Origin of the sequence: Citrobacter sp. C6_1 (genome assembly GCF_014596835.2) — a bacterium.
Classification (GTDB): domain Bacteria; phylum Pseudomonadota; class Gammaproteobacteria; order Enterobacterales; family Enterobacteriaceae; genus Citrobacter; species Citrobacter pasteurii.
On sequence record NZ_CP115031.1, the window covers coordinates 3496457 to 3518413 of the forward strand.

Here is a 21957-nt window from a genome sequence, read left to right on the forward strand (position 1 = left end):
CCATTAGGCTGACGATCAAATGGGGCGAATACTTTCTTCGTCCAGGTCCGCATCGAAAAAACGACGCAGCGTCTGGATGTTATTATCCGCAATAATCGACTCACGCGCCTGCGCGAGCTTCTCTTCATAAATGGCCTGACGCCACTCCAGCGGCGTGCGCACCGCAGGATTATCATCTTCAACGATGGTCAATTCAACCGTTGACCCCGTTAAGGCACTCAATGCTTCGGCCAGTTTTTGCTGCGCGCCGCTGGAGTTAAGGTGCCGCTGCGAGGAACGCAGGTGCAGGCACACCACGTTGCCATTCTCTTCTTTCCAGGCATTTAGCGCCACCTGCTCCACCAGTTTAGGTAACGAGAGCTGGCTCACCTGGGCGGCCCACGGGTCGCGTTCAATCGCTTCAGCCGCAAGCTTTGCCGCCAGTTCCGGCGTTTTTTCATGCTCAAGCGCTTTTTTCAGCGCTTTCGGCGTGGCAACGACTTCTTTGACTTCTGCAACAGGATTGGTCGCTTTCCAGCGATACGCTTCTTTCTTCGTCGGCGCCTTTTCCAACGCAGAGACCACCGGACGCGCCTGAACACGTTCCGACACCGAAGCCAGTCTTTCCAGCGCAGCATTATTCACCGGCCGCGCGCGGGAAGCGGCTGCCGGTTCACTCTTTTTTGGTTTGGTTGCTCCCTGAGCGCGTTGCAGCTGGCTGCGTGCCGCCAGCACCTGGCTGGTGGCATCGGAGAGCGGCACATTTTGTTGCGCTGGCGCAATTTGCTGCTGTGGCACCTGCGTCGGGGTCATCACCGCTGTGGGTGCGACCGGGGCAAACGACTGGCGCGGGACTTCAGGTTCCGGGAGCGGCATGCGTGGATGAAAAGCCAGCGCACGCAGCAGCGTCATTTCGACGCCCATTCGCCTGTCCGGCGCATACGGCAGTTCTTTGCGCCCAATTAACAGGGTCTGATAATAAAGCTGCACATCGGTTGGTGGGACGATTCGCGCCAGTTCACGCATACGCTGTTCAATGGCGGCCATATCGCTGCCGAGCGCGGCAGGTGAAAGCTGAACCATGGCGATACGATGCAGCAAAGCCGACATCTCAACCAGCAGTGCTTCCCATTCAATACCGCGCGCGGCGGCGTCGTTCACTAACGTCATCACGCGTTCGCCGTCGGCGGCCACAACCGCTTCAACAAGCGAGAGCGCGTGGTCGTCGTCCAGCGTACCGAGCATAGTGCTGACCGCGTCGGTCGAGACCTGGCCATCGCCGCTGGCGATCGCCTGATCGGTCAAACTCAGCGCATCGCGCAGGCTGCCGTCTGCGGCGCGAGCCAGCAGTTGCAGCGCACGCGGTTCATGGGCGATATGCTCTTCTTTGAGAATATGCTCAAGCTGATGGCGAATCTGTTCGACATCCAGCGCTTTAAGATGGAATTGCAGACAACGCGACAGGATAGTCACCGGCAGCTTCTGCGGATCGGTGGTCGCCAGCAGGAATTTGACGTGCGCGGGCGGCTCTTCGAGCGTTTTCAGCAAGGCGTTAAAACTGTGGCGCGACAGCATGTGCACTTCGTCGATCAAATAGACCTTAAAGCGACCGCGCGCGGGCGCATACTGAACGTTATCCAGCAGATCGCGAGTGTCTTCGACTTTGGTGCGCGAGGCAGCATCGATTTCAATCAAATCGACAAAACGCCCCTGCTCAATTTCCCGACAGTTATCGCACACGCCGCACGGCGTAGCGGTGATGCCGGTTTCACAGTTTAATCCCTTCGCCAGCAAGCGGGCGATAGAGGTTTTTCCGACGCCACGGGTGCCGGAAAACAAATAAGCATGATGAATACGCCCTAACGACAAGCCGTTCGCCAGTGCCGTCAGCACATGTTCCTGGCCGACGACGTCAGCAAAGGTTTGTGGGCGCCATTTTCGGGCTAAGACCTGATAACTCATTGGCAGGCTCTGAAAGGCTGGAGGGTGGATTCACAGGAGGGTAATGCTAACACAACCTCGCAGCAACGGCGAGGTTGTGTGTCTCGGTATTACTTCAGCCGGGATAAGATAGCCCGAAATTAGTGGCCCGGGAATGGAACCAGGCTGTAACAAGTCAGCCCCTGCTTTTCCAGACGCTGTTCGCCGCCCAGATCAAACAGGTTAATAATAAAGGCAGCATCGGTCACTTCGCCACCCAGACGGCGGATCAACTTCACGGTCGCTTCAATCGTGCCGCCAGTTGCCAGCAGGTCGTCTACAACCAGGACTTTATCGCCCGGTTTGATGGCATCAACGTGAATTTCCAGCTGATCGGTGCCGTATTCCAGCTCATAGCTCTCAGCAATCACTTCACGCGGAAGCTTACGGGGTTTACGTACCGGAACAAAGCCGACGCCCAGACCCAACGCTACCGGCGCGCCAAACAGGAAGCCACGCGCTTCGGTGCCAACCACTTTAGTGATACCCGCATCTTTATAGCGTTCAACCAGCAATTCAATGCTGAGGGCGTAGGCTTTCGGATCTTCCAGTAAACTGGTGACATCACGGAAAAGAATGCCCGGTTTTGGGTAATCGTGGATGCTTTTGATGCTATTTTTGAGAAACTCAAGCTGCTGTGCAGTCGCGGTCATAAGTTTGTGCCTGATTGATACAGTATTACTTCACGGCGCACTATACACTTCATCCTCGACGTATCTTGAATGATTTTGTGTCTATATTAAGGGTCAGGGTTACACTTGCTTAACCTTTGACCATCTGCGCCTGTGCTCGAAAACGGTCGAATTTACTGGCTGCGAGAGACAATTGCAACAGCGATTATTGCGCTTTACTGCTTTTGTTGTTTTTCATCAATCACCGGGATCCGCCACATAAAAATCAGTAAACAGGCGAGAATAACCAGCAGCAGACCGCGCACCCACATCATATTGACCAGCCAGAGTGAAATAGCAAATGTCACCAGGATCAACAAAATCGCGCGCGGCTTCGCTCCAGGCGGCATCGCGCGGTGTTTTTGCCAGTGACGCAGATACCCGCCGAACCACGAACGGTACAGCAGCCAGTCGTGAAAGCGCGGCGATGAGCGGGCAAAACACCAGGCGGCCAGCAGGATAAATGGCGTCGTGGGCAGCAACGGCAATACAACGCCCAGCGTGCCTAACACTACCGCTATCCAGCCAATGATGATTAGAATAATGCGTTGCATAATATCAATACTTAACACAGAGAATCGCTACTTTAGCATAACAGTTCTCATTTTCATCGGAGTGTTGTCGTGAAAACCGTCATGCTGCTACAGACGCTTGAAAACCAGCTTAACCGCCTGCGGCAGCGTTGTGCCCCGTTGGCACATCACGCCACGCTGAGCGCCCGCTTTGACAGGCATCTGTTTCACACTCGCAGCACGTTGCTGCAGGCCTGTCTGGATGAAGCTGAAGATAATCTCGTCGCCTTGCGCCGTGCAGTCGAACAGCAACAACTGCCACAAATTAGCTGGCTGGCGGAACACCTTGCCTCACAGTTAGAGGCGATTTCGCGTGAAACTGCCAGCTGGTCGCTCCGTGAGTGGGACAACGCATCTCCAGGCCTGGCGCGCTGGCAGCGCAAGCGGGTTCAACACCAGGAGTTTGAACGCCGACTGGTGGAAATGACGCGTGAACGCAAAGAGCGTCTGGCTCAGTCAACGGGTTTTGAAGAACAGCAAAAACTGCATCGTGAAGTAGAAGCATTCGAGGCGCGACTGGCGCGCTGTCGCCATGCACTGGCGAGAATAGAAAACGTGCTGGCGCGTTTAACCCGTTAATCCCGGAGAATTTATGTCATTAGAGAACGCCCCGGACGAGGTCAAACTGGCCGTCGATTTGATTGTTTTGCTTGAAGAGAATCAGGTTGCGCCTGAGACTGTGCTGAAGGCGCTGGAGATTGTTAAACGGGATTACGAAAAGAAACAGCTCTCATCTTCAAAAAACGCGCTATAGCTGAAATGCCTGATAGCGTTGCACTTATCAGGCCTACGAATGAATCGAAGCTCGCAGGCCTGATGAGCTTTTCTATTAACCTACCGAAGGCGTCGGGTCGTCGCCTTTGATGATGTCACGCTTAACCTCTGTCACTGTGTCACCTTTGGCATTATGCAGATGCACTTCGAGTTGGTTAAAGGCAATATCAATGTCGTTTTCACGGCACAAACGATCGACCGCACGGTTAAGTTCATCAACCGTGTGGCTACGATCGCGCAGTTCACGCACGTATAAACGCAGCTCATGATCCAGCGTGCTGGCACCGAAAGCCGTAAAGAACACTGCCGGCTCCGGATCGTGCATCACTTTCGGGTGCTCCATCGCCGCCTGCAGCAGCACTTTCTTCACTTTGTCCAGATCAGAACCATAGGCCACGCCAATGCGGATCACCAGACGCGTGGTGGTATCGGAAAGCGACCAGTTGATCAAACGCTCCGTCACGAATGCTTTGTTCGGGATGATCACCTCTTTACGATCGAAGTCGGTAATGGTGGTAGCACGAATTCGGATCTTGCTGACCGTTCCTGAGAACGTACCGATAGTAACCGTATCGCCGATGCGGACCGGGCGTTCAAACAGAATAATCAGGCCGGAAACAAAGTTACCGAAAATTTCCTGCAAGCCAAAACCCAGACCAACCGACAGGGCGGCGGCCAGCCACTGTAGCTTATCCCACGAAACACCGAGCGATCCGAAGACCGTCATTGCGCCGATGGCGATGATCGCGTAATTGAGGATCGTGGTGATCGCGTACGATGCCCCCTGGCGCATTTTCAGTCGCGAGAGTACCAGCACTTCCAGCAGGCCTGGTAAGTTGCGGATCAACGCCCACGCTACCATTGAGGCAATAATCGCAAACAACAGGCTGCCCATGGTGACGTCTTTCACCACCGCCGCCCCCGCTTCGGTGCCGTTGTAATGCCAGAGCGTAATGCTGTCGAGATAGCTGAACACGGTGATCAAATCAGACCAAATGGCCCAGAACAGGACACCAAACAGGGCAATCATCACCAGCATGGTGATACGCAGCGTTTGCTGGTTAACCTGCTCCAGCGCGATGGTCGGCTCTTCCTGCGGCTCTGCGCCCTCCGCCCCTTCTTTCACCAGGTTCTGACGACGCGCCAGCGCACGACGCCAGGCGATTCGACGCGCCGCGACGCTCAATCCACGCAGCACGGTCTGGTACAGCAGGTTCCAGAGAATGACCAGATAAACCGTTTCAATCCAGCGTCCCGCCAGGCGCAGCGTGGTGTAGAAATAGCCGGTTGCCGTCAGCACCATTAATGCTATCGGGATAATAGACAACACGGTAATCGTCACCAGACGCAGACCATGCGACTCTTTATCGCGCCAGCTTTCGCGGCACATTGGCCATACCAGGAAGGCGATCAGCAGCAGGTTGAGGAAAATGACCACCTGACCCAGCACATCGTCCATCAGGTTGAGCGGCGACAGCTCAGCAATAACCGACCAGAAGTTCAACGGCAACAGCGCGAGGCTGATGCGCACAATCTGGCGACGCCAGTGGCTGGTCTGTTTCGCAGGCATGCCAAAATGACGAATCGCCACGCCATCTTTTTCCAGCACCTTCCAGCACAAACCAAACACCAGCCAGAAGACGGTCATCTTCTTGCTGAACGCCCACAGCAGGTCGCTGATATTCAACTGCATAGTCAACAAAATCAGACCTATCGCGAGGATAATCAGGCACGCCGGCAAGGCTCTGATGAGATCGATCAGAATCGATTTTGGCGTGTTGAGCTGACTGTCATTACGCAGGTTACCCACCGCGGCGGCTAGTTTCGCCTGATACTCTTTCAACCATTTCAGGCGCCAGCGGATTAACCCGGCAATGAGCAGCAGCGGTAATCCCGCCAGGAACGCAATAAACACTGCGGGCCACGCTTTTTCCCAGTTCACCGTGATTTTCATCGACTTAAACTGGTCTTTAAGCGTTTGCGGGAACGCTTTGATCCAGTCCCAGTCCATCGGACGGTTACTGTTAACCCAGAAGATCTGCTGCGTGAGGATCCCTTTCAGGTTTTTCGACACGCTCATTAACTGCTGCTGGTTAATTTGCAGATTAATCGCCATCATCAGCTGGTTACCCAGTTGCTTATTCAGCTGATCCAACAGTTCACGACGCATATCCACGACCTGCAGTAAGGCATCATGGACTTCGCCGTTAACTTCGCTGCTGTGCCCTTCTTCCAGCTTGGCGACAAACGCATCATTCTGGAACAGGGCGTCGCGTTGTTGGTTGACCTCGAACTGCTCCAGACGCAAGTCGGCGATCCGGTTGGTCATATCGGCAAGTTCATCCGCCGACGGCAGCGTTTGTTGTTGCTGATACAGAATACGCGACAGCAGCAGACTGCCTTTCAGAACGGCAATCTGTTCTTTAATGTTGCGTTCGGATTGCAGCGCGCGGTCAAGCCAGTTTTTGACTTTAATATTTTGCTGCATCAGGCTGTTGCCGTTTTCGGTCGCGGCAATCAGACGCTGGCTGAGCTGATGGTTAATATCAAGTTCTTGCTTAACTAGCGGGTTGGTCTGGATACGAGCCGCTTCGTCAGGCGTGACTGCTTCCTGCGCCGTCTTTTCGGTTAGCGTCAGACGTTTGCTGTTCACCGCTTCCTGCAGCAACTGAAGCTGATGTTCGAGACGATTCGTATTCGCCGTCACATAATCACGCTGTTTCTGCAAGGTATCCTGCAAAACAGTGTTGCCTTCCAGACTCTTACGCTGTTGATCGATCTGCGCGCTCAGCAACGCTTGCTGCGCCTGCAGCAACACCTGTTGACTGGGGCGTAATGCCGCCTCACCCACATTAGTCCCATCCAGGCGATTGCGGATTTGCTGCATTTGCTGTGATGCGGTGTACATCGCATTTTGCACGCGCTCTGGCTGCGTTTGCAGCGAGACCAACTGACTGTTGTAGGCTGCAAGGTCGTTTTGCGCACTTTGCAGATCGTCCAACACCTGGGCGACACGAGATTCAAGCTGGCGCAGAGAGAGCGTGCTCAGCGTTTTCCGCGTTTCATCGTCATTATCGACATCGCTGAGTGAATTCAACGCATCCGTTGCCTGGCGCATTTTTTCCGGCGCCTGAGCCACTTTCTGACGAAGCTGTACGGTCTCATCTTTTACGCGATCGATTTTATCCAGCGTGGCGACGGTATCGATGAGATCCTGTTGGACCAGCTTATCCTGCGCGGAGAGATCTTTTTGTTTACTCAGCGTGTCTAACTGGCTCTGGATATCCGCTTTCGTCGGCAGTTCACCACCCTGTTGCGCCCGCGCAAATGCAGATGACTGGCAGGATAGCAATAGAATGAAGAAAAGAATGCTAATAGCAATTACATGCTGTGAACGTTTATAGAGCTGCAACATAGTCATGAGAATGAATGTTTCTGAACCGGGAAAGTGACCGGAAATAGTCAAGCGGCAAGAATATCACGGCTGTGACCGGCAGAATAGCAGGAGGCAAAATGACCAGGAGAATTCCTGGTGCAGAAATGGTAGGTTAGCGTATTTCCCCTGTCTGCAGGCGCAAGGTTGGACAAAGCAGGCACATCTCCAGCAACACCGCCACGTAGTGGCGAGCCTCATTCTTCAGATCAAATGATTCAGGGGCAAATAACCAGTTCTCCATGATTCCGGAAATATAGCTACGCATTATCACCGCTACCCGACGTGTGTTCAGATTTTCCGGCAGCATGTTGACATCCATACAGTGGCGTAACGTTTTTTCTATACGGTCATAGTTTTCCAGACACAGGCTACGTTCGACTAACTGAACTGATGCTATTTCCCCGACAAATTCGCATTTGTGGAATATAATCTCCATCAATAAACGTCGGCGTTCTTCTGTCACGGTAGTTTCAAGAACGTAAATTAAAATTTCTCTTAATACTGATAGTGGATCGTCAGGGAATTTTGCCTGATACTCAGTCTCTAACTCATCAATGTTAGGTTTTGCTAGCTCCCAGATTTCACTGAATAAATCCGATTTGTTTTTGAAATGCCAATAGATTGCACCGCGCGTTACACCAGCGGCTTTTGCGATCTCCGCCAGCGAGGTGGATGATACCCCTTGCTGCGAAAACAAACGCAGAGCAACATCCAGAATGTGCTGCCGTGTTTCCTGTGCTTGTTGTTTGGTTTTTCGTGCCATATGTCAGTGAATTTACAGGTGTTAGATTTACATACATTTGTGAATGTATGTACCATAGCACGACGATAATATAAACGCAGCAATGGGTTTATGGGCTTTAAGCCATTGATCAATTTGAAATCGGACACTCGAGGTTTACATATGAACAAAAACAGAGGGTTAACGCCTCTGGCAGTCGTTCTGATGCTCTCAGGCAGCTTAGCGCTAACAGGATGTGACGACAAACAGGCCCAACAAGGGGGCCAGCAGATGCCAGAAGTTGGAGTTGTGACGCTCAAAACTGAACCTCTACAGATCACAACTGAACTCCCAGGTCGCACCAGTGCTTTTCGCATTGCGGAAGTTCGCCCTCAGGTCAGCGGTATTATCCTGAAACGTAACTTTACCGAAGGCGGCGACATTGAAGCAGGTGTGTCTCTCTATCAGATTGATCCTGCTACTTACCAGGCCGCGTACGAAAGTGCGAAAGGCGATCTGGCCAAAGCACAAGCAGCGGCAAATATCGCTCAACTGACGGTTAAACGTTATCAGAAACTGTTAGGTACGAAGTACATCAGTCAACAGGACTACGATAGCGCGCAGGCAGATGCACAACAGGCGAACGCTGCTGTTGTCGCTGCGAAAGCCGCGGTAGAAACCGCACGTATTAATCTGGCCTATACCAAAGTCACGTCACCAATCAGCGGCCGCATTGGTAAGTCATCTGTTACTGAAGGTGCACTGGTGCAAAACGGTCAGGCGACCGCACTGGCGACCGTTCAGCAGTTGGATCCCATCTATGTTGATGTGACGCAGTCCAGTAACGATTTCCTGCGCCTGAAACAAGAGTTGGCCAATGGCACGCTGAAGCAAGAGAACGGTAAAGCAAAAGTCGAACTGGTCACCAGCGACGGTATTAAATTCCCGCAGTCCGGTACGCTGGAGTTTTCGGATGTGACGGTTGATCAAACCACTGGGTCAATTACGTTACGCGCAATCTTCCCGAACCCGGATCACACCCTACTGCCGGGCATGTTCGTCCGTGCGCGTCTGGAAGAAGGGACAAACCCAACGGCGATACTGGTTCCACAGCAAGGCGTTACCCGTACACCGCGTGGCGATGCCAGTGCATTAGTTATCGGTGCTGATGACAAAGTTGAAACGCGTCAAATTGTGGCAGCACAAGCAATTGGCGACAAATGGTTAGTCACTGAAGGACTTAAGCCGGGCGACCGCGTGATTGTAAGTGGGCTGCAGAAAGTTCGTCCTGGCGCTCAGGTTAAAGCGCAGGAAGTCACCGCGGATAATAACCAGCCAGCCGCAAGCGGTAGCCAGCCTGAACAGTCCAAGTCTTAACTTAAACAGGAGCCGTTAAGACATGCCTAATTTCTTTATCGATCGCCCCATATTTGCGTGGGTGATCGCCATTATCATCATGTTGGCAGGGGGGCTCGCGATCCTCAAATTGCCGGTAGCGCAATATCCGACTATTGCACCTCCGGCAGTGACGATCTCCGCGACCTACCCTGGCGCTGATGCCAAAACAGTACAGGATACTGTTACGCAGGTTATCGAACAGAATATGAACGGTATCGATAACCTGATGTACATGTCCTCTAACAGTGACTCCACGGGTACCGTGCAGATCACCCTGACCTTCCAGTCTGGTACTGATGCGGATATCGCACAGGTACAGGTGCAGAACAAACTGCAGCTGGCCATGCCGTTGCTGCCTCAGGAAGTACAGCAGCAAGGGGTTAGTGTTGAGAAGTCATCCAGCAGCTTCCTGATGGTTGTCGGTGTTATCAACACCAACGGCACCATGACGCAGGAGGATATTTCCGACTACGTTGGCGCCAACATGAAGGATGCCATTAGCCGTACTTCAGGCGTGGGTGACGTTCAGCTGTTTGGTTCTCAGTACGCGATGCGTATCTGGATGGATCCGAACAAACTGAACAACTTCCAGCTGACACCGGTTGATGTAATCAGCGCTATCAAAGCGCAGAACGCCCAGGTTGCAGCCGGTCAGTTAGGTGGTACACCGCCGGTGAAAGGTCAGCAGCTTAACGCATCGATCATCGCGCAAACCCGTCTGACCTCTGCTGATGAGTTCGGCAAAATTCTGCTGAAAGTGAATCAGGATGGTTCCCAGGTTCGTCTGCGTGACGTGGCGAAAGTGGAACTGGGCGGTGAGAACTACGACATCATTGCGAAGTTCAACGGTAAACCGGCATCCGGTCTGGGTATCAAGCTGGCGACAGGCGCTAACGCCCTCGACACCGCGAATGCTATCCGCGAAGAACTGAAGAAGATGGAACCGTTCTTCCCGTCAGGTCTGAAGATCGTATACCCGTATGACACTACGCCATTCGTGAAAATCTCTATTCACGAAGTAGTGAAAACGCTGGCGGAAGCAATCATCCTCGTATTCCTGGTCATGTATCTGTTCCTGCAGAACTTCCGCGCGACGTTGATTCCGACTATCGCCGTGCCAGTGGTGCTATTGGGTACGTTTGCCGTCCTGGCGATTTTCGGCTTCTCGATAAACACGTTGACGATGTTCGGGATGGTGCTCGCCATCGGCCTGTTGGTGGATGACGCCATCGTTGTGGTCGAGAACGTTGAACGTGTAATGGCTGAGGAAGGGCTACCGCCGAAGGAAGCAACGCGTAAATCAATGGGCCAGATTCAGGGCGCACTGGTGGGTATCGCGATGGTGCTGTCAGCGGTATTTATCCCGATGGCGTTCTTCGGGGGTTCTACCGGTGCGATTTACCGTCAGTTCTCCATCACCATTGTTTCCGCAATGGCGTTGTCTGTACTGGTGGCGTTGATTCTGACCCCTGCCCTGTGTGCAACAATGCTTAAACCGATTGCTAAAGGCGATCACGGTGAAGGCAAAACGGGCTTCTTCGGTTGGTTCAACCGCATGTTCGATAAGAGCACGCATCACTATACCGATAGCGTAGGCGGTATTCTGCGCAGCACCGGTCGCTACCTGGCGCTGTATCTGATCATCGTCGTCGGCATGGCTTATCTGTTCGTTCGTCTGCCAAGTTCGTTCCTGCCGGATGAAGACCAGGGGGTATTCCTGTCAATGGCTCAGTTGCCAGCGGGTGCAACGCAAGAGCGTACCCAGAAGGTGCTGGATGAAATGACGGATTACTACCTGACTAAAGAAAAAGCGAACGTTGAATCGGTGTTTGCCGTTAACGGTTTCGGTTTTGCGGGTCGTGGTCAGAACACCGGTATCGCATTCGTCTCTCTGAAAGACTGGAGTGAACGCCCGGGCGAAGAGAACAAAGTTGAGGCCATTACTCAACGTGCGATGGGTGCATTCTCGCAGATTAAAGACGCCATGGTCTTTGCCTTTAACCTGCCGGCCATTGTGGAATTGGGTACTGCTACCGGTTTCGACTTCCAGCTGATTGACCAGGCAGGTTTAGGTCATGAGAAGCTGACCCAGGCGCGTAACCAGCTGTTTGGTGAAGTCGCGAAGCATCCTGACCTGTTAGTCGGCGTACGTCCTAACGGTCTGGAAGATACTCCGCAATTCAAGATCGATATCGATCAGGAAAAAGCGCAGGCTCTGGGTGTTTCCATTAGCGACATTAATACAACGCTGGGCGCTGCATGGGGCGGAAGCTACGTGAACGACTTCATCGACCGTGGTCGTGTGAAGAAAGTTTACGTCATGTCTGAAGCCAAATACCGTATGTTGCCGGAAGATATTGGAAACTGGTATGTCCGTGGTAGCGATGGACAAATGGTGCCGTTCTCTGCATTCTCTTCCTCGCGTTGGGAATATGGTTCACCGCGTCTGGAACGCTATAACGGTCTGCCTTCCATGGAAATCCTGGGCCAGGCCGCACCGGGTAAAAGTACCGGTGAAGCGATGGCAATGATGGAGCAACTGGCCAGCAAACTGCCATCCGGTATCGGCTATGACTGGACGGGCATGTCCTACCAGGAACGGCTGTCCGGTAACCAGGCACCTGCCCTGTATGCGATTTCACTGATCGTCGTCTTCCTGTGTCTGGCGGCATTGTACGAGAGCTGGTCAATTCCGTTCTCCGTTATGCTGGTCGTTCCGCTGGGGGTTATCGGTGCGCTGCTGGCGGCAACGTTCCGTGGTTTGACCAACGACGTTTACTTCCAGGTGGGCCTGCTCACAACCATTGGGTTGTCGGCGAAGAACGCGATATTGATCGTCGAATTCGCCAAAGACTTGATGGATAAAGAAGGTAAAGGCCTGGTAGAAGCGACGTTGGATGCAGTTCGTATGCGTTTACGTCCGATTCTGATGACATCGTTAGCCTTTATCCTCGGCGTAATGCCGCTGGTTATCAGCTCCGGCGCAGGTAGTGGCGCACAGAACGCCGTCGGTACTGGCGTAATGGGCGGGATGGTCACCGCAACCGTATTGGCTATCTTCTTTGTTCCGGTGTTCTTTGTGGTGGTCCGCCGCCGCTTTAGCCGCAAGAACGAAGATGTTGAACATAGCCACTCAGTTGAGCATCATTGATACATTCCTAAAGATAAGGCCGCGCAAGCGGCCTTTTTTCTGGAAAAAAATCATAAAAAACGCTTATTGCGATTTCGTTTATTTTCTCTTGTTTAAATAAGCGATATAATCCTTGTGAGTTTAAAGGCCATTCTTAAAAAACGTCACTAACCATTATTTACTTAAATAAATATTAAGACTATTCCTAGTTTTCGTTCACGGAGTCGGTTGTCGCCTTTCGTTGCTAAACCTAAACAAGATAACGTGATGATTGGCCGGGAATAAAGAAGTTGTTCCATTTCGAATACCGGCATTTATCTGTTAAAATGTAAAAATGGACTGCATCATAATTTTACATAATTGTAATTTTTCGTGATATGACGATGAAATCTTTTTTAGAGTAGATTATAGTTAAATCATCAGGAGTCGCGGGCAAGTTCCAGGTCGTTTGTTGTATCCATCCCGAAAGGTGTTCGGTTAGTCTAAACCACTAAGAAGGGGATGCGTTATGGATGAATACTCACCGAAAAGACATGATATCGCGCAGCTTAAATTTCTCTGCGAAACCCTGTATCATGACTGTCTTGCAAACCTTGAACAAAGCAACCATGGTTGGGTAAATGACCCTACCTCCGCAACCAGCTTGCAGCTCAATGAACTGATAGAGCATATTGCAACCTTCGCACTTAATTATAAAATTAAGTACAATGAGGACAATAAGCTGATCGCGCAGATTGATGAATACCTGGATGACACTTTTATGTTGTTCAGTAGTTATGGTATTAATACGCAGGATCTGCAGAAATGGCGGAAGTCAGGTAATCGACTGTTTCGCTGTTTTGTCAATGCCACCAGGGCTAATCCTGTCAGTTTGTCTTGTTAAAAATTATTACAATCATAGGTAAGAGTTATGTCCGATAAACCATTAACTAAAACAGATTATTTGATGCGCCTGCGACGCTGTCAAACAATTGACACGCTTGAACGTGTTATTGAGAAAAATAAATATGAATTGTCTGACAATGAACTGGCTGTATTTTACTCAGCCGCCGATCATCGTCTTGCTGAATTGACAATGAATAAGCTCTACGACAAGATCCCAACATCTGTTTGGAAATTTATTCGTTAATTGCTCATGAGGTTAAGTCAGGTATCGCGAAACATTTGTTTGTCTGACTGACCATTTCCCGTACCAACAACCATTATTTAATTCAAATCACGTGATTACGATCACAGTGAGAAAACGGGAACGTTCCCCTTTCCTGCATTGCGTTTTACTGTACTGTGACGGCCTATCAGCAAACGGGAAAGTTCGTAATGAGTGAAGATAAGAAAAAGATGATCGCCGGCGAATTGTATCGCCCGGCAGATGAAACGTTGCGCAACGACCGTCTCCGCGCACGCCAACTCATCCACCGATACAATGCCACCGCACCCGATGCGCAGAGTGAACGTCAGGCTATCTTGCGCGATCTGTTGGGGCAAAGCGAAGGCGCTTACATTGAGCCCTCTTTTCGTTGCGACTACGGGTATAACATTTATCTCGGCAAAGCGTTTTACGCCAACTTCGACTGCGTCATGCTTGATGTCTGCCCAATCCACATCGGTGATAACTGTATGTTGGCACCGGGAGTCCATATCTATACGGCAACTCATCCACTGGACGCTAACGAACGCAACAGCGGGGTTGAACTAGGGAAACCTGTAACCATCGGGAATAATGTCTGGATCGGTGGTCGCGCAGTAATAAATCCGGGTGTAACACTGGGCGACAACGTGGTTGTGGCGTCAGGGGCGGTGGTGACTAAAAGCGTTCCGGCAAACACCGTCGTCGGAGGCAATCCGGCACGGATCATCAAAACACTGTGATCTGATATGTAACTGTTATGCTAAATTGTGGTTAATCTGTTACTTTTCTCAGACGGTATCCCCTTTTAAAATAGGCTGATCCCTCCTGACTATTGCAGACTTCACGAAGGCAAGAGATGACAGAAATACAACGCCTGCTTACCGAAACCATCGACGACCTAAATATTCGTGAAAAGCGCGACAACAAACCGCGCTTTAGCATCAGCTTTATTCGTAAACATCCTGGGCTATTTATCGGCATGTATGTTGCGTTTTTTGCCACGCTGGCGGTTATGCTGCAATCAGAAACGCTGGTCGATTCGGTATGGCTGTTGGTTGTACTGTTCGCCTTACTCAACGCCTTTTTCTTTTTTGACGTTGCGCCACGTTACCGCTTTGAAGACATTGACGTACTGGATTTCAGAGTCTGCTATAACGGTGAATGGTACAACACGCGCTTTGTGCCACCTTCGCTCATCGACACTATCCTGCACTCTCCCCAAGTCGACAGTGAGCATAAGGCCCAACTGCAAAAAATGATAACGCGGAAAGGCGAACTGTCATTTTATGATGTCTTCACACTAACCCGCGCGCAGGCCAGTCAGTAATCACGCCCTGTCACACACAAAAAAAGTGCGTCCCCCGAGGGGAACGCACTTCAGTCCCTGTAATGCTGGCAAAGTGACTAACGTCTTTTTTTACGACCCTGTACCGCTTTAAAACGCGGATTCGTTTTGCAGATAACGTACAAACGCCCTTTGCGTTTGACTATCTGGCAGTCAGGGTGCCGCTGCTTTGCGCTGCGAAGTGAATTGAGTACCTGCATCTTAACCTCGCTTAGTGCCAATGAAGTGGCCGAAACGTTTCTGGAAACGAGCCGCGCTGCCTTCGTTATCGAAGGTTTTCTGTTTACCGGTGTAGTACGGATGTGACTTAGACGAGATATCAAGCGTTACGTACGGGTACATTTGCCCCTCGAACTCAATCTCGCGTTCGGTTTTGATCGTCGAACCGACCTTAAAGTATTCATTGGCGCTAGTATCGTGAAACACTACCGGGCGATAAAAAGGGTGGATATCCGGTTTCATGGCAACCTCAATTTGTTACGTTATAACATACCCAACAAAATACACCACTCTTGTACGAATCACAACCCGATTTACGTTGTGGGTTATTAAACGGGATGATTAGTGGCCGTAAATATATGATGCCAATCGAATAGCTTTTTCGGCTTTCAGATATACTTTCCCTATGCTGTGTAAATAAGGATATCACTGTGACAACACGACATCTGATAAGCCTGGTGACAGGGGTACTGTTTCTTTCCATCCTCGCCCCCGTAGGTTTAAGCCTGTGGCTGGCGCATCGTCAGGTTGAAACGAAATTTATCGATGAACTCGATATGTTCTCCACACGCGTCGCATTGCGTACAGAACGCGTTGGCGAACAAGCTAAAAAAGCCTTACGCAGTATCGAGACCTTTCAGGGCGTGCCATGCAGCGACGAACATTTGCTGGAAATGCGCCGTTTGTCATACAGTTACCGTAATATTCAGGAAGTGCTGTACCTTAAAGATAACGTTCCGCAATGCTCATCCCTAGAAAAAAGAAGCCAGGCAGTCGCATTTCCTCCGGCAATGAAAGTCACGCCCGATGGCTATCGCGCCTGGCTAACTTCGCAAAACGACCTCGGAATACAGCGTTTTATGGCGGCGCTCGGCAGCGAACATTATGTCGTGATGATCGATCCGGGATCGTTCATTGATGTCATCCCATTTGGTTCATGGCCAATCGAAGTCGCCATTGTGGGTACAGTAAGCAACGTCGTGGTGGCCAGTAGTGCAGATCTCCCTTTAGACGTGTTACATCATCTGCAAAAAGACCGTTCTATCAGCCATTTTCAAAAAGAGGGCAGTATTTATAATTCTCGCCCTTTCCCCGAGCTGGGCATCACTATCGTAAGCTGGGCGTCGGCATTACCTTTGCAAAAATTCTGGCACCGACAGGCGTTGATCTGGCTCCCGGCAGGGCTCATTATTGGCCTGCTCACCGCCCTCTTTATTCTGCGTATTTTGCGCCGCTTGCAGTCCCCCCATCACCAATTGCAAGACGCCATTCAAAACCGGGCTATCAAGGTCCATTACCAGCCCATTATTTCGCTCAAAACAGGAAAGGTTGTGGGTGCAGAAGCACTGGCCCGCTGGCGACAAGCTGACGGTAGCTATCTCTCACCCGATATTTTTATCCCCCTGGCCGAAGAAACTGGCCTGACAGAACCACTCACACGTTTGATTATTGAAAACGTCTTCGAGGATCTAGGGAAATGGCTACATCAACACCCTCAACAGCATATATCACTCAACCTTGAGTCGGCCGATTTGAAGTCCGAAACGCTTCCGGCGCTGCTAAGTCGCATGGTTAACCACTGGCAACTAAAACCCGCACAAATTGCCCTGGAACTGACTGAGCGTGAATTTGCTGACCCGAAAAACAGTGCACCGTTTATCGCCAAATACCGCCAGGCTGGCCACCCTATTTATATTGATGATTTTGGTACAGGCTATTCCAGCCTGAGCTATTTGCAGGATCTGGATGTCGACGTCCTGAAGATAGACAAATCGTTTGTTGATGCGCTGGAATACAATAACGTCACGCCACATATTATCGAGATAGCCAAAACGCTGAAGCTGGAAATGGTGGCAGAAGGCATCGAGACCGAGAATCAGGAAAGCTGGCTACGTCAACATGGCGTACAGTATGGTCAGGGCTGGCTGTACAGCAAAGCACTGCCAAAGGCGGAATTTATTCTGTGGGCGGAAAAACGACTTTAGCCTGACGCCGGCGTGTATTGAGATGGCTGGCGGCACGCCGCACAGCCAGTCACGTCACTCTTCCATAATGGGCGAGAATCCACCGTAGATCATTCGCTTGCCATCAAATGGCATAGATTCACCAAACTCCTTCATACGGGGATCGGACATCATCTTCTGGTTCGCCGCATCGCGGACTTCTTTGGAAGGGTATTCAATCCAGCTGAATACCACTTCTTCATGATCCTGCGCTTTTACCGCCAGACGAAAATCGGTCAACTTACCGTCGGGAACATCATCAGCCCAACACTCCACAACGCGCAGTGCACCGAATTCCTTGAAAAGCGGCGCAGCCTTTGCCGCCATCGCGATATATGCCTCCTTGTTTTCGGCAGGAACGGCAACAACAAAACCATCAACATACTTCATCAGATAAACCTCCGAAGTGTACTGCGCGGCAAGCCGATTCCGGCCGCGTCAGTCGAGGTTAGGTTTAGTCGCCAGCAGACGATTGTGCCCCAGGCGCATTCCTGGGGCGGATACGCGACTGCGGCTGATGGCGAAACCACGGCAGGCAAATCTGAATGAGCGGCCCGATAGCCAGCGCATACAGCACCGTCCCAACCCCGACGGTTCCCCCCAGCAGCCAGCCGATCAGCAGCACTGACACTTCAATTGCGGTGCGAATTCGTCGTACTGGCCAGCCGGTACGCGCATGAATGCCGGTCATCAAGCCGTCACGTGGGCCCGCACCAAAACCGGCGCCAATGTACAGACTGGTGGCTAACGCGTTCAGGATCACCGCCGCAACCAGCAGTCCACTGCGCGTCAGTAGCGATTCAAATCCAGGGATCACCGCCAGCGCGGCATCTGCCGCCAAACCAATCATAATGACATTGCTGAGAGTGCCAAATCCGGGGCGCTGGCGCAGTGGTATCCATGCCAGCAGAACCAGTCCCCCCACGGCGATGATCACCAGGCCGATATTCATCGATAATAGATTTGCCACGCCCAGGTGAAATACGTTCCATGGGTCAGCCCCTAAATCTGCACGTACAAACATCGCCGTCGACACACCGTACAGCGTCAGCCCAATAAACAGCTGAAGTAAACGACACAGCATGTTCTTTCCCTCCTGCTTTCAGATGGCTTTCATCTTCACCGCAATTGGCACTATGATTAATGTCCAGTTTTCAAAAAGTGGACTGCTATGTCATCTCGCCGTTACGGAAGTCAATCTTTGCAGCGCCTGCTTGGGCACTGGCAGGAGACCCCCTCGCGTACACCTATCTGGCGACAGTTGGCAGAGGCACTGCGCCTGCTGATCCTGGATGGTCGACTGGCGTTGGATAGTCGCTTACCCGGTGAACGCGAGCTCGCTGCCGTTCTGCAAGTGAGCCGAACCACCGTCGCCAGCGCCATGGCGCAACTGCGTGAGGAGGGATATCTGGAAAGCCGTCATGGGAGCGGCTCACGGGTGATCCTGCCGGAACACATTCGTCATGTGCCGACGCGAACCAGTACCGGCACAGCGCTGGATTTGTCCACGGCGGCGCTGAGTGCCGGTCCCGAAATTCACCAGGCTTACCAACAAGCGCTGTTTGCGATGCCGCAGCATTTGCTAAGCTCCGGGTATCTGCCGCAGGGACTGGCGGTTTTGCGTGAATCCATCGCCCGGCATTATTGCGAGCGCGGGCTCCCAACGCAGCCCGATGAGATTATGGTGGTGAACGGCGCAGTCAGTGGCCTGGCGCTGATCCTGCGCTTACTCACCGGCCCCGGCGATCGCGTAGTGGTCGATCACCCCACGTATCCGCTGGCGATTGCAGCAATACAAGGGGCGTCATGTCGCCCCGTCGGCGTTTCGCTGCCTGAGCACGGTTGGGATACAGCGGGTCTGGTTGCCACCCTCGCGCAAACAGCCCCGAGAATGGCCTATCTGATGCCGGACTTTCACAACCCGACCGGGCGCTGTATGGACGCCGCAACTCGCCAGGTCGTGGCGGACATTGCGGAAAGAACCCGTACCACGCTGGTGGTCGATGAGACCATGGTAAACCTGTGGTATGACGCCCCGCCTCCGCCTCCACTTGCTGCATTCAATCGCGATGCGCCGGTAATCCTACTGGGATCGGCGGGGAAAAGTTTTTGGGGCGGGTTACGTCTGGGCTGGATTCGGGCCTCGTCGCGTACCATCGCTGCGCTGGTACAGACTCGCGACACATTTGATTTAGGATCACCAGTACTTGAACAGCTTGCCACGGGTTGGTTGCTGGACAATGCGGCCGATTTTCTTCCCAACAGACGGCAATTGCTCACCACCCGGCGCGATCTGTGCCATGACCTGATGAAGACACATTTCCCGGATTGGCAGTTTACTCAACCGCAGGGGGGGCTCTCTTTCTGGGTTGAATTACCCGATACGCTGGCGACGTTGTTTGCCACCCGCGCCGAAAGTGCAGGTATTCAGATGGGTACCGGGACGCGTTTTGGCCTGGATGGCGCATTCGATCGCTTTTTGCGTATGCCCTTCGCACTGCCCGATGACACAATGCGCTCGGCTTTCCGGACGTTGCAACCCATTTGGGACAACCTACGTTTACAGGCAAGTCACGGGAAAATGCGCAAAATAATCTAAGCGACGAGTCAAAGGACTCGTCCTTGAATAGCGTGATGGACGAGGATGTCCCGGCAATATTACCGCTGAGGAGGAACCGGGAACCCCTTCAGGGAAATCACAAAATTCTCGCCGTCTTTCTTAATTTTCGCCCCGGCATCGCACCAGTCAGAAGCGATACGAAAGAACTCATCGCTGCCGACATTCCAGCTCAAACGAACATGTTTAACATAACCGGAACGTAGCAATTCACAGGCTTCGCCATAATTACAGGCGGTTGAGAGCGGTTGTTGTTTCATTTTTTCTTCTTCAGTAATCTGCGCAGCGCTTTGATTTCTTTAGGAGTCAGTGCTTCAACCACGGATTCTTCCGTATGCTGGCTATCAATATCCTCAGCGGAGACTCCCGCCTCTTCAATGGCGGAAAACGCGATAAGCAGCAATTTTTCCGTCGAGATACTTAGGTTCTCATTATTCACTTCAGCGTAATGACGCAGCTTTTCTTTTAGCGCCTCATCAATTTTGACATTCAATACTGCGGTCGACATCGTAGAAAATCCTTGTGGTCAGCCAAAACACACCGGATGTAAGACCATGTCGTTACAGCGCGATGGCAGCGGCAAAAGCATCAAATAACATCCCTGAAACACATTGACAGCATTTGATGACAATAAAATGACAATACGATGACAAAGAAAAGAAGATGAGAAGAACTGAGATTGCCGGACGGCAGAATTGGGTGGGGGCCCTGCCAGCTACATCCCGGCACACACGTCATCTGCCCTGGCTGCTTCCTTCCGGACCTGACCTGGTGAACAGAGTAGCGTTGCGGGAGAACCAACAGAGCCCCCATTGAGAGCGTTGTTAACCAACGCGCAGGCGCATTATCACTTCTGCACCCTGTAATTGCAACCCATCACGCATCGGATGCTGTTTTCTTGTGCAATGAAGCTTCACTACCTCGTCATTCGGGATTATGCTGGAGGATTAGCGCAGGAATAAACGATGGATATACAAGACTCTTTCCCTCAACGCGTCTGGCAAATCGTTGCCTCAATCCCCGAAGGATTCGTCACCACCTATGGCGATGTCGCCAGGCTTGCTGGCTCACCGCGCGCTGCACGTCAGGTGGGCGGTGTACTCAAGCGACTACCCGAAGGCAGCACTCTACCCTGGCATCGAGTGGTCAATCGCCATGGTACCATTTCGCTGACGGGGCCAGACCTGCAACGACAGCGTCAGGCGTTGCTGGCGGAAGGTATTGTGGTTTCAGGGAGTGGACAAATCGATTTACAGCGCTATCGCTGGGTGTACTAACCCCCTCCGGATGGAGAGGGTTAGAATGCCCTTAGTACTGTGTCGGGGCAGGAACTGCGGAAGACGGATTCACCTGCGTGGGTGACGTTGACGGTACCGTTGTCGCGGCACCACCGTTCGCCTGTACTGGAACGGCCGTTTGCTGTACAGGGACCAGCGTCAGGTCAGCTTTTGTCCCCCCCTGATTAATGACCGTCTGCACGGTATCAGTAATAAAGACCAGTTTATCATTCACCGTAATCGCCGCACTCAGCAGAATACGGGCGTTCGGCTGAATATCTGCCGGGTTAAACGGGAGCACGAAGCTGAATGGCGCTTGTTTACCCTCGGTACGCACAACTTTTTGCGACAGCACTTTTGACGGTGCATCGGCAAGCGATGCATCTGACAGTGTGACGGTCAGCACGGCATCCGGCGGTAAGGCAACTTTCTGGCGGATCCACACCGTACCAGACACATTCGGCTGTTGAATTTTTGACTGTGTGTCAGCAATTGACGTATTAGGACTTGGTGCAGGTGTTTGAATATCCGCACTTTTACCAGCACAGGCCGCCAGAGCAACCGCAACCGCTAAACCACTTACCATGTGCACGAGTTTCATTAAATTCTCCTTCTCATCTATGCACCAGCGAGAACTTTCCTCGCCAGAAGAGTGGTTAACAAAAACATAACATGACTAAGTGTGGCACAAATTAGCAATTTCTGC

Annotated in this window: 23 protein-coding genes, 1 other RNA gene and 1 other annotated feature; of the genes, 11 read left to right on the forward strand and 13 right to left on the reverse strand. The window is 51.9% G+C overall.

Going from position 1 to position 21957, the window contains the following annotated elements; genetic code table 11:
* Positions 1-15 precede the first annotated feature (15 nt).
* The 3 genes from dnaX to IB196_RS16915 all read right to left on the reverse strand — a co-directional run bounded on the left by dnaX (position 16) and on the right by IB196_RS16915 (position 3184).
* Positions 16-1941: a DNA polymerase III subunit gamma/tau gene (gene dnaX, locus IB196_RS16905; RefSeq protein ID WP_188231729.1), complete on the reverse strand. Its 1926-nt coding sequence runs from the start codon at positions 1939-1941 to the stop codon at positions 16-18.
* Positions 619-683, reverse strand: a sequence feature (DnaX frameshifting element). Its footprint overlaps the gene before it by 65 nt.
* Positions 1942-2060: 119 nt before the next feature.
* Entirely contained in the window at positions 2061-2612 is a 552-nt protein-coding gene (gene apt / locus IB196_RS16910; protein ID WP_005125198.1) for an adenine phosphoribosyltransferase, read from the reverse strand.
* A 194-nt stretch (positions 2613-2806) separates the two neighbouring features.
* A complete protein-coding gene (locus IB196_RS16915; RefSeq protein WP_003847534.1) occupies positions 2807-3184 on the reverse strand; it encodes a DUF454 family protein in 378 nt (125 codons plus the stop codon).
* Between the two features lie 69 nt (positions 3185-3253).
* Between IB196_RS16915 and priC the strand changes: the two genes are divergently transcribed.
* Positions 3254-3781 carry a primosomal replication protein N'' gene (priC, locus tag IB196_RS16920; RefSeq protein ID WP_182290857.1) on the forward strand — a complete coding sequence of 176 codons (528 nt, stop codon included), beginning with the start codon at positions 3254-3256 and terminating at the stop codon, positions 3779-3781.
* 13 nt (positions 3782-3794) lie between these two features.
* The gene (gene rsmS / locus IB196_RS16925; RefSeq protein ID WP_003021750.1) at positions 3795-3956 is read left to right on the forward strand and encodes a pleiotropic regulatory protein RsmS; all 162 of its coding nucleotides are present in this window, start codon (positions 3795-3797) and stop codon (positions 3954-3956) included.
* 75 nt (positions 3957-4031) lie between these two features.
* Here the strand turns inward: rsmS and mscK are convergent, their stop codons facing one another.
* Positions 4032-7397 (reverse strand): mechanosensitive channel MscK, encoded by a 3366-nt coding sequence (gene mscK / locus IB196_RS16930; RefSeq protein WP_040232686.1) that lies wholly within the window; start codon positions 7395-7397, stop codon positions 4032-4034.
* A gap of 127 nt (positions 7398-7524) precedes the next feature.
* Entirely contained in the window at positions 7525-8175 is a 651-nt protein-coding gene (gene acrR / locus IB196_RS16935; protein ID WP_005125195.1) for a multidrug efflux transporter transcriptional repressor AcrR, read from the reverse strand.
* 141 nt (positions 8176-8316) lie between these two features.
* Between acrR and acrA the strand changes: the two genes are divergently transcribed.
* The 6 genes from acrA to IB196_RS16965 all read left to right on the forward strand — a co-directional run bounded on the left by acrA (position 8317) and on the right by IB196_RS16965 (position 15117).
* A complete protein-coding gene (gene acrA / locus IB196_RS16940; protein ID WP_040232688.1) occupies positions 8317-9510 on the forward strand; it encodes a multidrug efflux RND transporter periplasmic adaptor subunit AcrA in 1194 nt (397 codons plus the stop codon).
* A 22-nt stretch (positions 9511-9532) separates the two neighbouring features.
* Complete coding sequence (acrB, locus tag IB196_RS16945; protein ID WP_048212411.1) at positions 9533-12682, forward strand: efflux RND transporter permease AcrB; 3150 nt, start codon at positions 9533-9535, stop codon at positions 12680-12682.
* A gap of 487 nt (positions 12683-13169) precedes the next feature.
* Positions 13170-13544 (forward strand): Hha toxicity modulator TomB, encoded by a 375-nt coding sequence (gene tomB, locus IB196_RS16950; RefSeq protein ID WP_003021733.1) that lies wholly within the window; start codon positions 13170-13172, stop codon positions 13542-13544.
* Between the two features lie 27 nt (positions 13545-13571).
* Positions 13572-13790, forward strand: coding sequence for an HHA domain-containing protein (locus IB196_RS16955; RefSeq protein ID WP_002892050.1), 219 nt, complete (start codon positions 13572-13574; stop codon positions 13788-13790).
* A gap of 188 nt (positions 13791-13978) precedes the next feature.
* The gene (gene maa / locus IB196_RS16960) at positions 13979-14530 is read left to right on the forward strand and encodes a maltose O-acetyltransferase (RefSeq protein WP_005125192.1); all 552 of its coding nucleotides are present in this window, start codon (positions 13979-13981) and stop codon (positions 14528-14530) included.
* Between the two features lie 116 nt (positions 14531-14646).
* Positions 14647-15117 carry a YlaC family protein gene (locus tag IB196_RS16965; RefSeq protein ID WP_040232692.1) on the forward strand — a complete coding sequence of 157 codons (471 nt, stop codon included), beginning with the start codon at positions 14647-14649 and terminating at the stop codon, positions 15115-15117.
* Between the two features lie 77 nt (positions 15118-15194).
* Here the strand turns inward: IB196_RS16965 and ykgO are convergent, their stop codons facing one another.
* Positions 15195-15335, reverse strand: coding sequence for a type B 50S ribosomal protein L36 (gene ykgO, locus IB196_RS16970; protein ID WP_005125190.1), 141 nt, complete (start codon positions 15333-15335; stop codon positions 15195-15197).
* 1 nt (position 15336) lies between these two features.
* Positions 15337-15597, reverse strand: coding sequence for a type B 50S ribosomal protein L31 (locus tag IB196_RS16975; protein WP_005125189.1), 261 nt, complete (start codon positions 15595-15597; stop codon positions 15337-15339).
* A gap of 188 nt (positions 15598-15785) precedes the next feature.
* On the opposite strand from IB196_RS16975, the gene IB196_RS16980 reads away from it, so the two are divergent.
* Entirely contained in the window at positions 15786-17339 is a 1554-nt protein-coding gene (locus tag IB196_RS16980; RefSeq protein WP_149691425.1) for an EAL domain-containing protein, read from the forward strand.
* A 54-nt stretch (positions 17340-17393) separates the two neighbouring features.
* Here IB196_RS16980 and IB196_RS16985 read toward each other — a convergent pair whose 3' ends face one another.
* Both IB196_RS16985 and IB196_RS16990 read right to left on the reverse strand, forming a co-directional pair.
* Positions 17394-17747 (reverse strand): DUF1428 family protein, encoded by a 354-nt coding sequence (locus IB196_RS16985; RefSeq protein ID WP_005125187.1) that lies wholly within the window; start codon positions 17745-17747, stop codon positions 17394-17396.
* A gap of 64 nt (positions 17748-17811) precedes the next feature.
* Positions 17812-18441, reverse strand: a complete 630-nt coding sequence (locus IB196_RS16990; protein ID WP_188231728.1) for a hypothetical protein — start codon at positions 18439-18441, stop codon at positions 17812-17814.
* Between the two features lie 87 nt (positions 18442-18528).
* Between IB196_RS16990 and IB196_RS16995 the strand changes: the two genes are divergently transcribed.
* Complete coding sequence (locus tag IB196_RS16995) at positions 18529-19956, forward strand: PLP-dependent aminotransferase family protein (RefSeq protein WP_188231727.1); 1428 nt, start codon at positions 18529-18531, stop codon at positions 19954-19956.
* Positions 19957-20015: 59 nt separating this feature from the next.
* Here the strand turns inward: IB196_RS16995 and IB196_RS17000 are convergent, their stop codons facing one another.
* The 3 genes from IB196_RS17000 to ffs form a co-directional block, all read right to left on the reverse strand.
* Positions 20016-20234 carry a hypothetical protein gene (locus IB196_RS17000; protein ID WP_005125184.1) on the reverse strand — a complete coding sequence of 73 codons (219 nt, stop codon included), beginning with the start codon at positions 20232-20234 and terminating at the stop codon, positions 20016-20018.
* On the reverse strand, positions 20231-20482 hold the full coding sequence (locus IB196_RS17005) for a hypothetical protein (RefSeq protein ID WP_005125182.1): 252 nt from the start codon (positions 20480-20482) through the stop codon (positions 20231-20233). Before IB196_RS17005 ends, IB196_RS17000 begins: the two co-directional genes overlap by 4 nt.
* 198 nt (positions 20483-20680) lie before the next feature.
* Positions 20681-20777, reverse strand: an RNA gene (gene ffs / locus IB196_RS17010) — signal recognition particle sRNA small type.
* 162 nt (positions 20778-20939) lie between these two features.
* Between ffs and IB196_RS17015 the strand changes: the two genes are divergently transcribed.
* On the forward strand, positions 20940-21251 hold the full coding sequence (locus IB196_RS17015) for an MGMT family protein (RefSeq protein WP_003831028.1): 312 nt from the start codon (positions 20940-20942) through the stop codon (positions 21249-21251).
* A 31-nt stretch (positions 21252-21282) separates the two neighbouring features.
* On the opposite strand, the gene IB196_RS17020 is transcribed toward IB196_RS17015, so the two are convergent.
* On the reverse strand, positions 21283-21852 hold the full coding sequence (locus IB196_RS17020; RefSeq protein ID WP_040232697.1) for a YbaY family lipoprotein: 570 nt from the start codon (positions 21850-21852) through the stop codon (positions 21283-21285).
* Positions 21853-21957 lie beyond the last annotated feature (105 nt).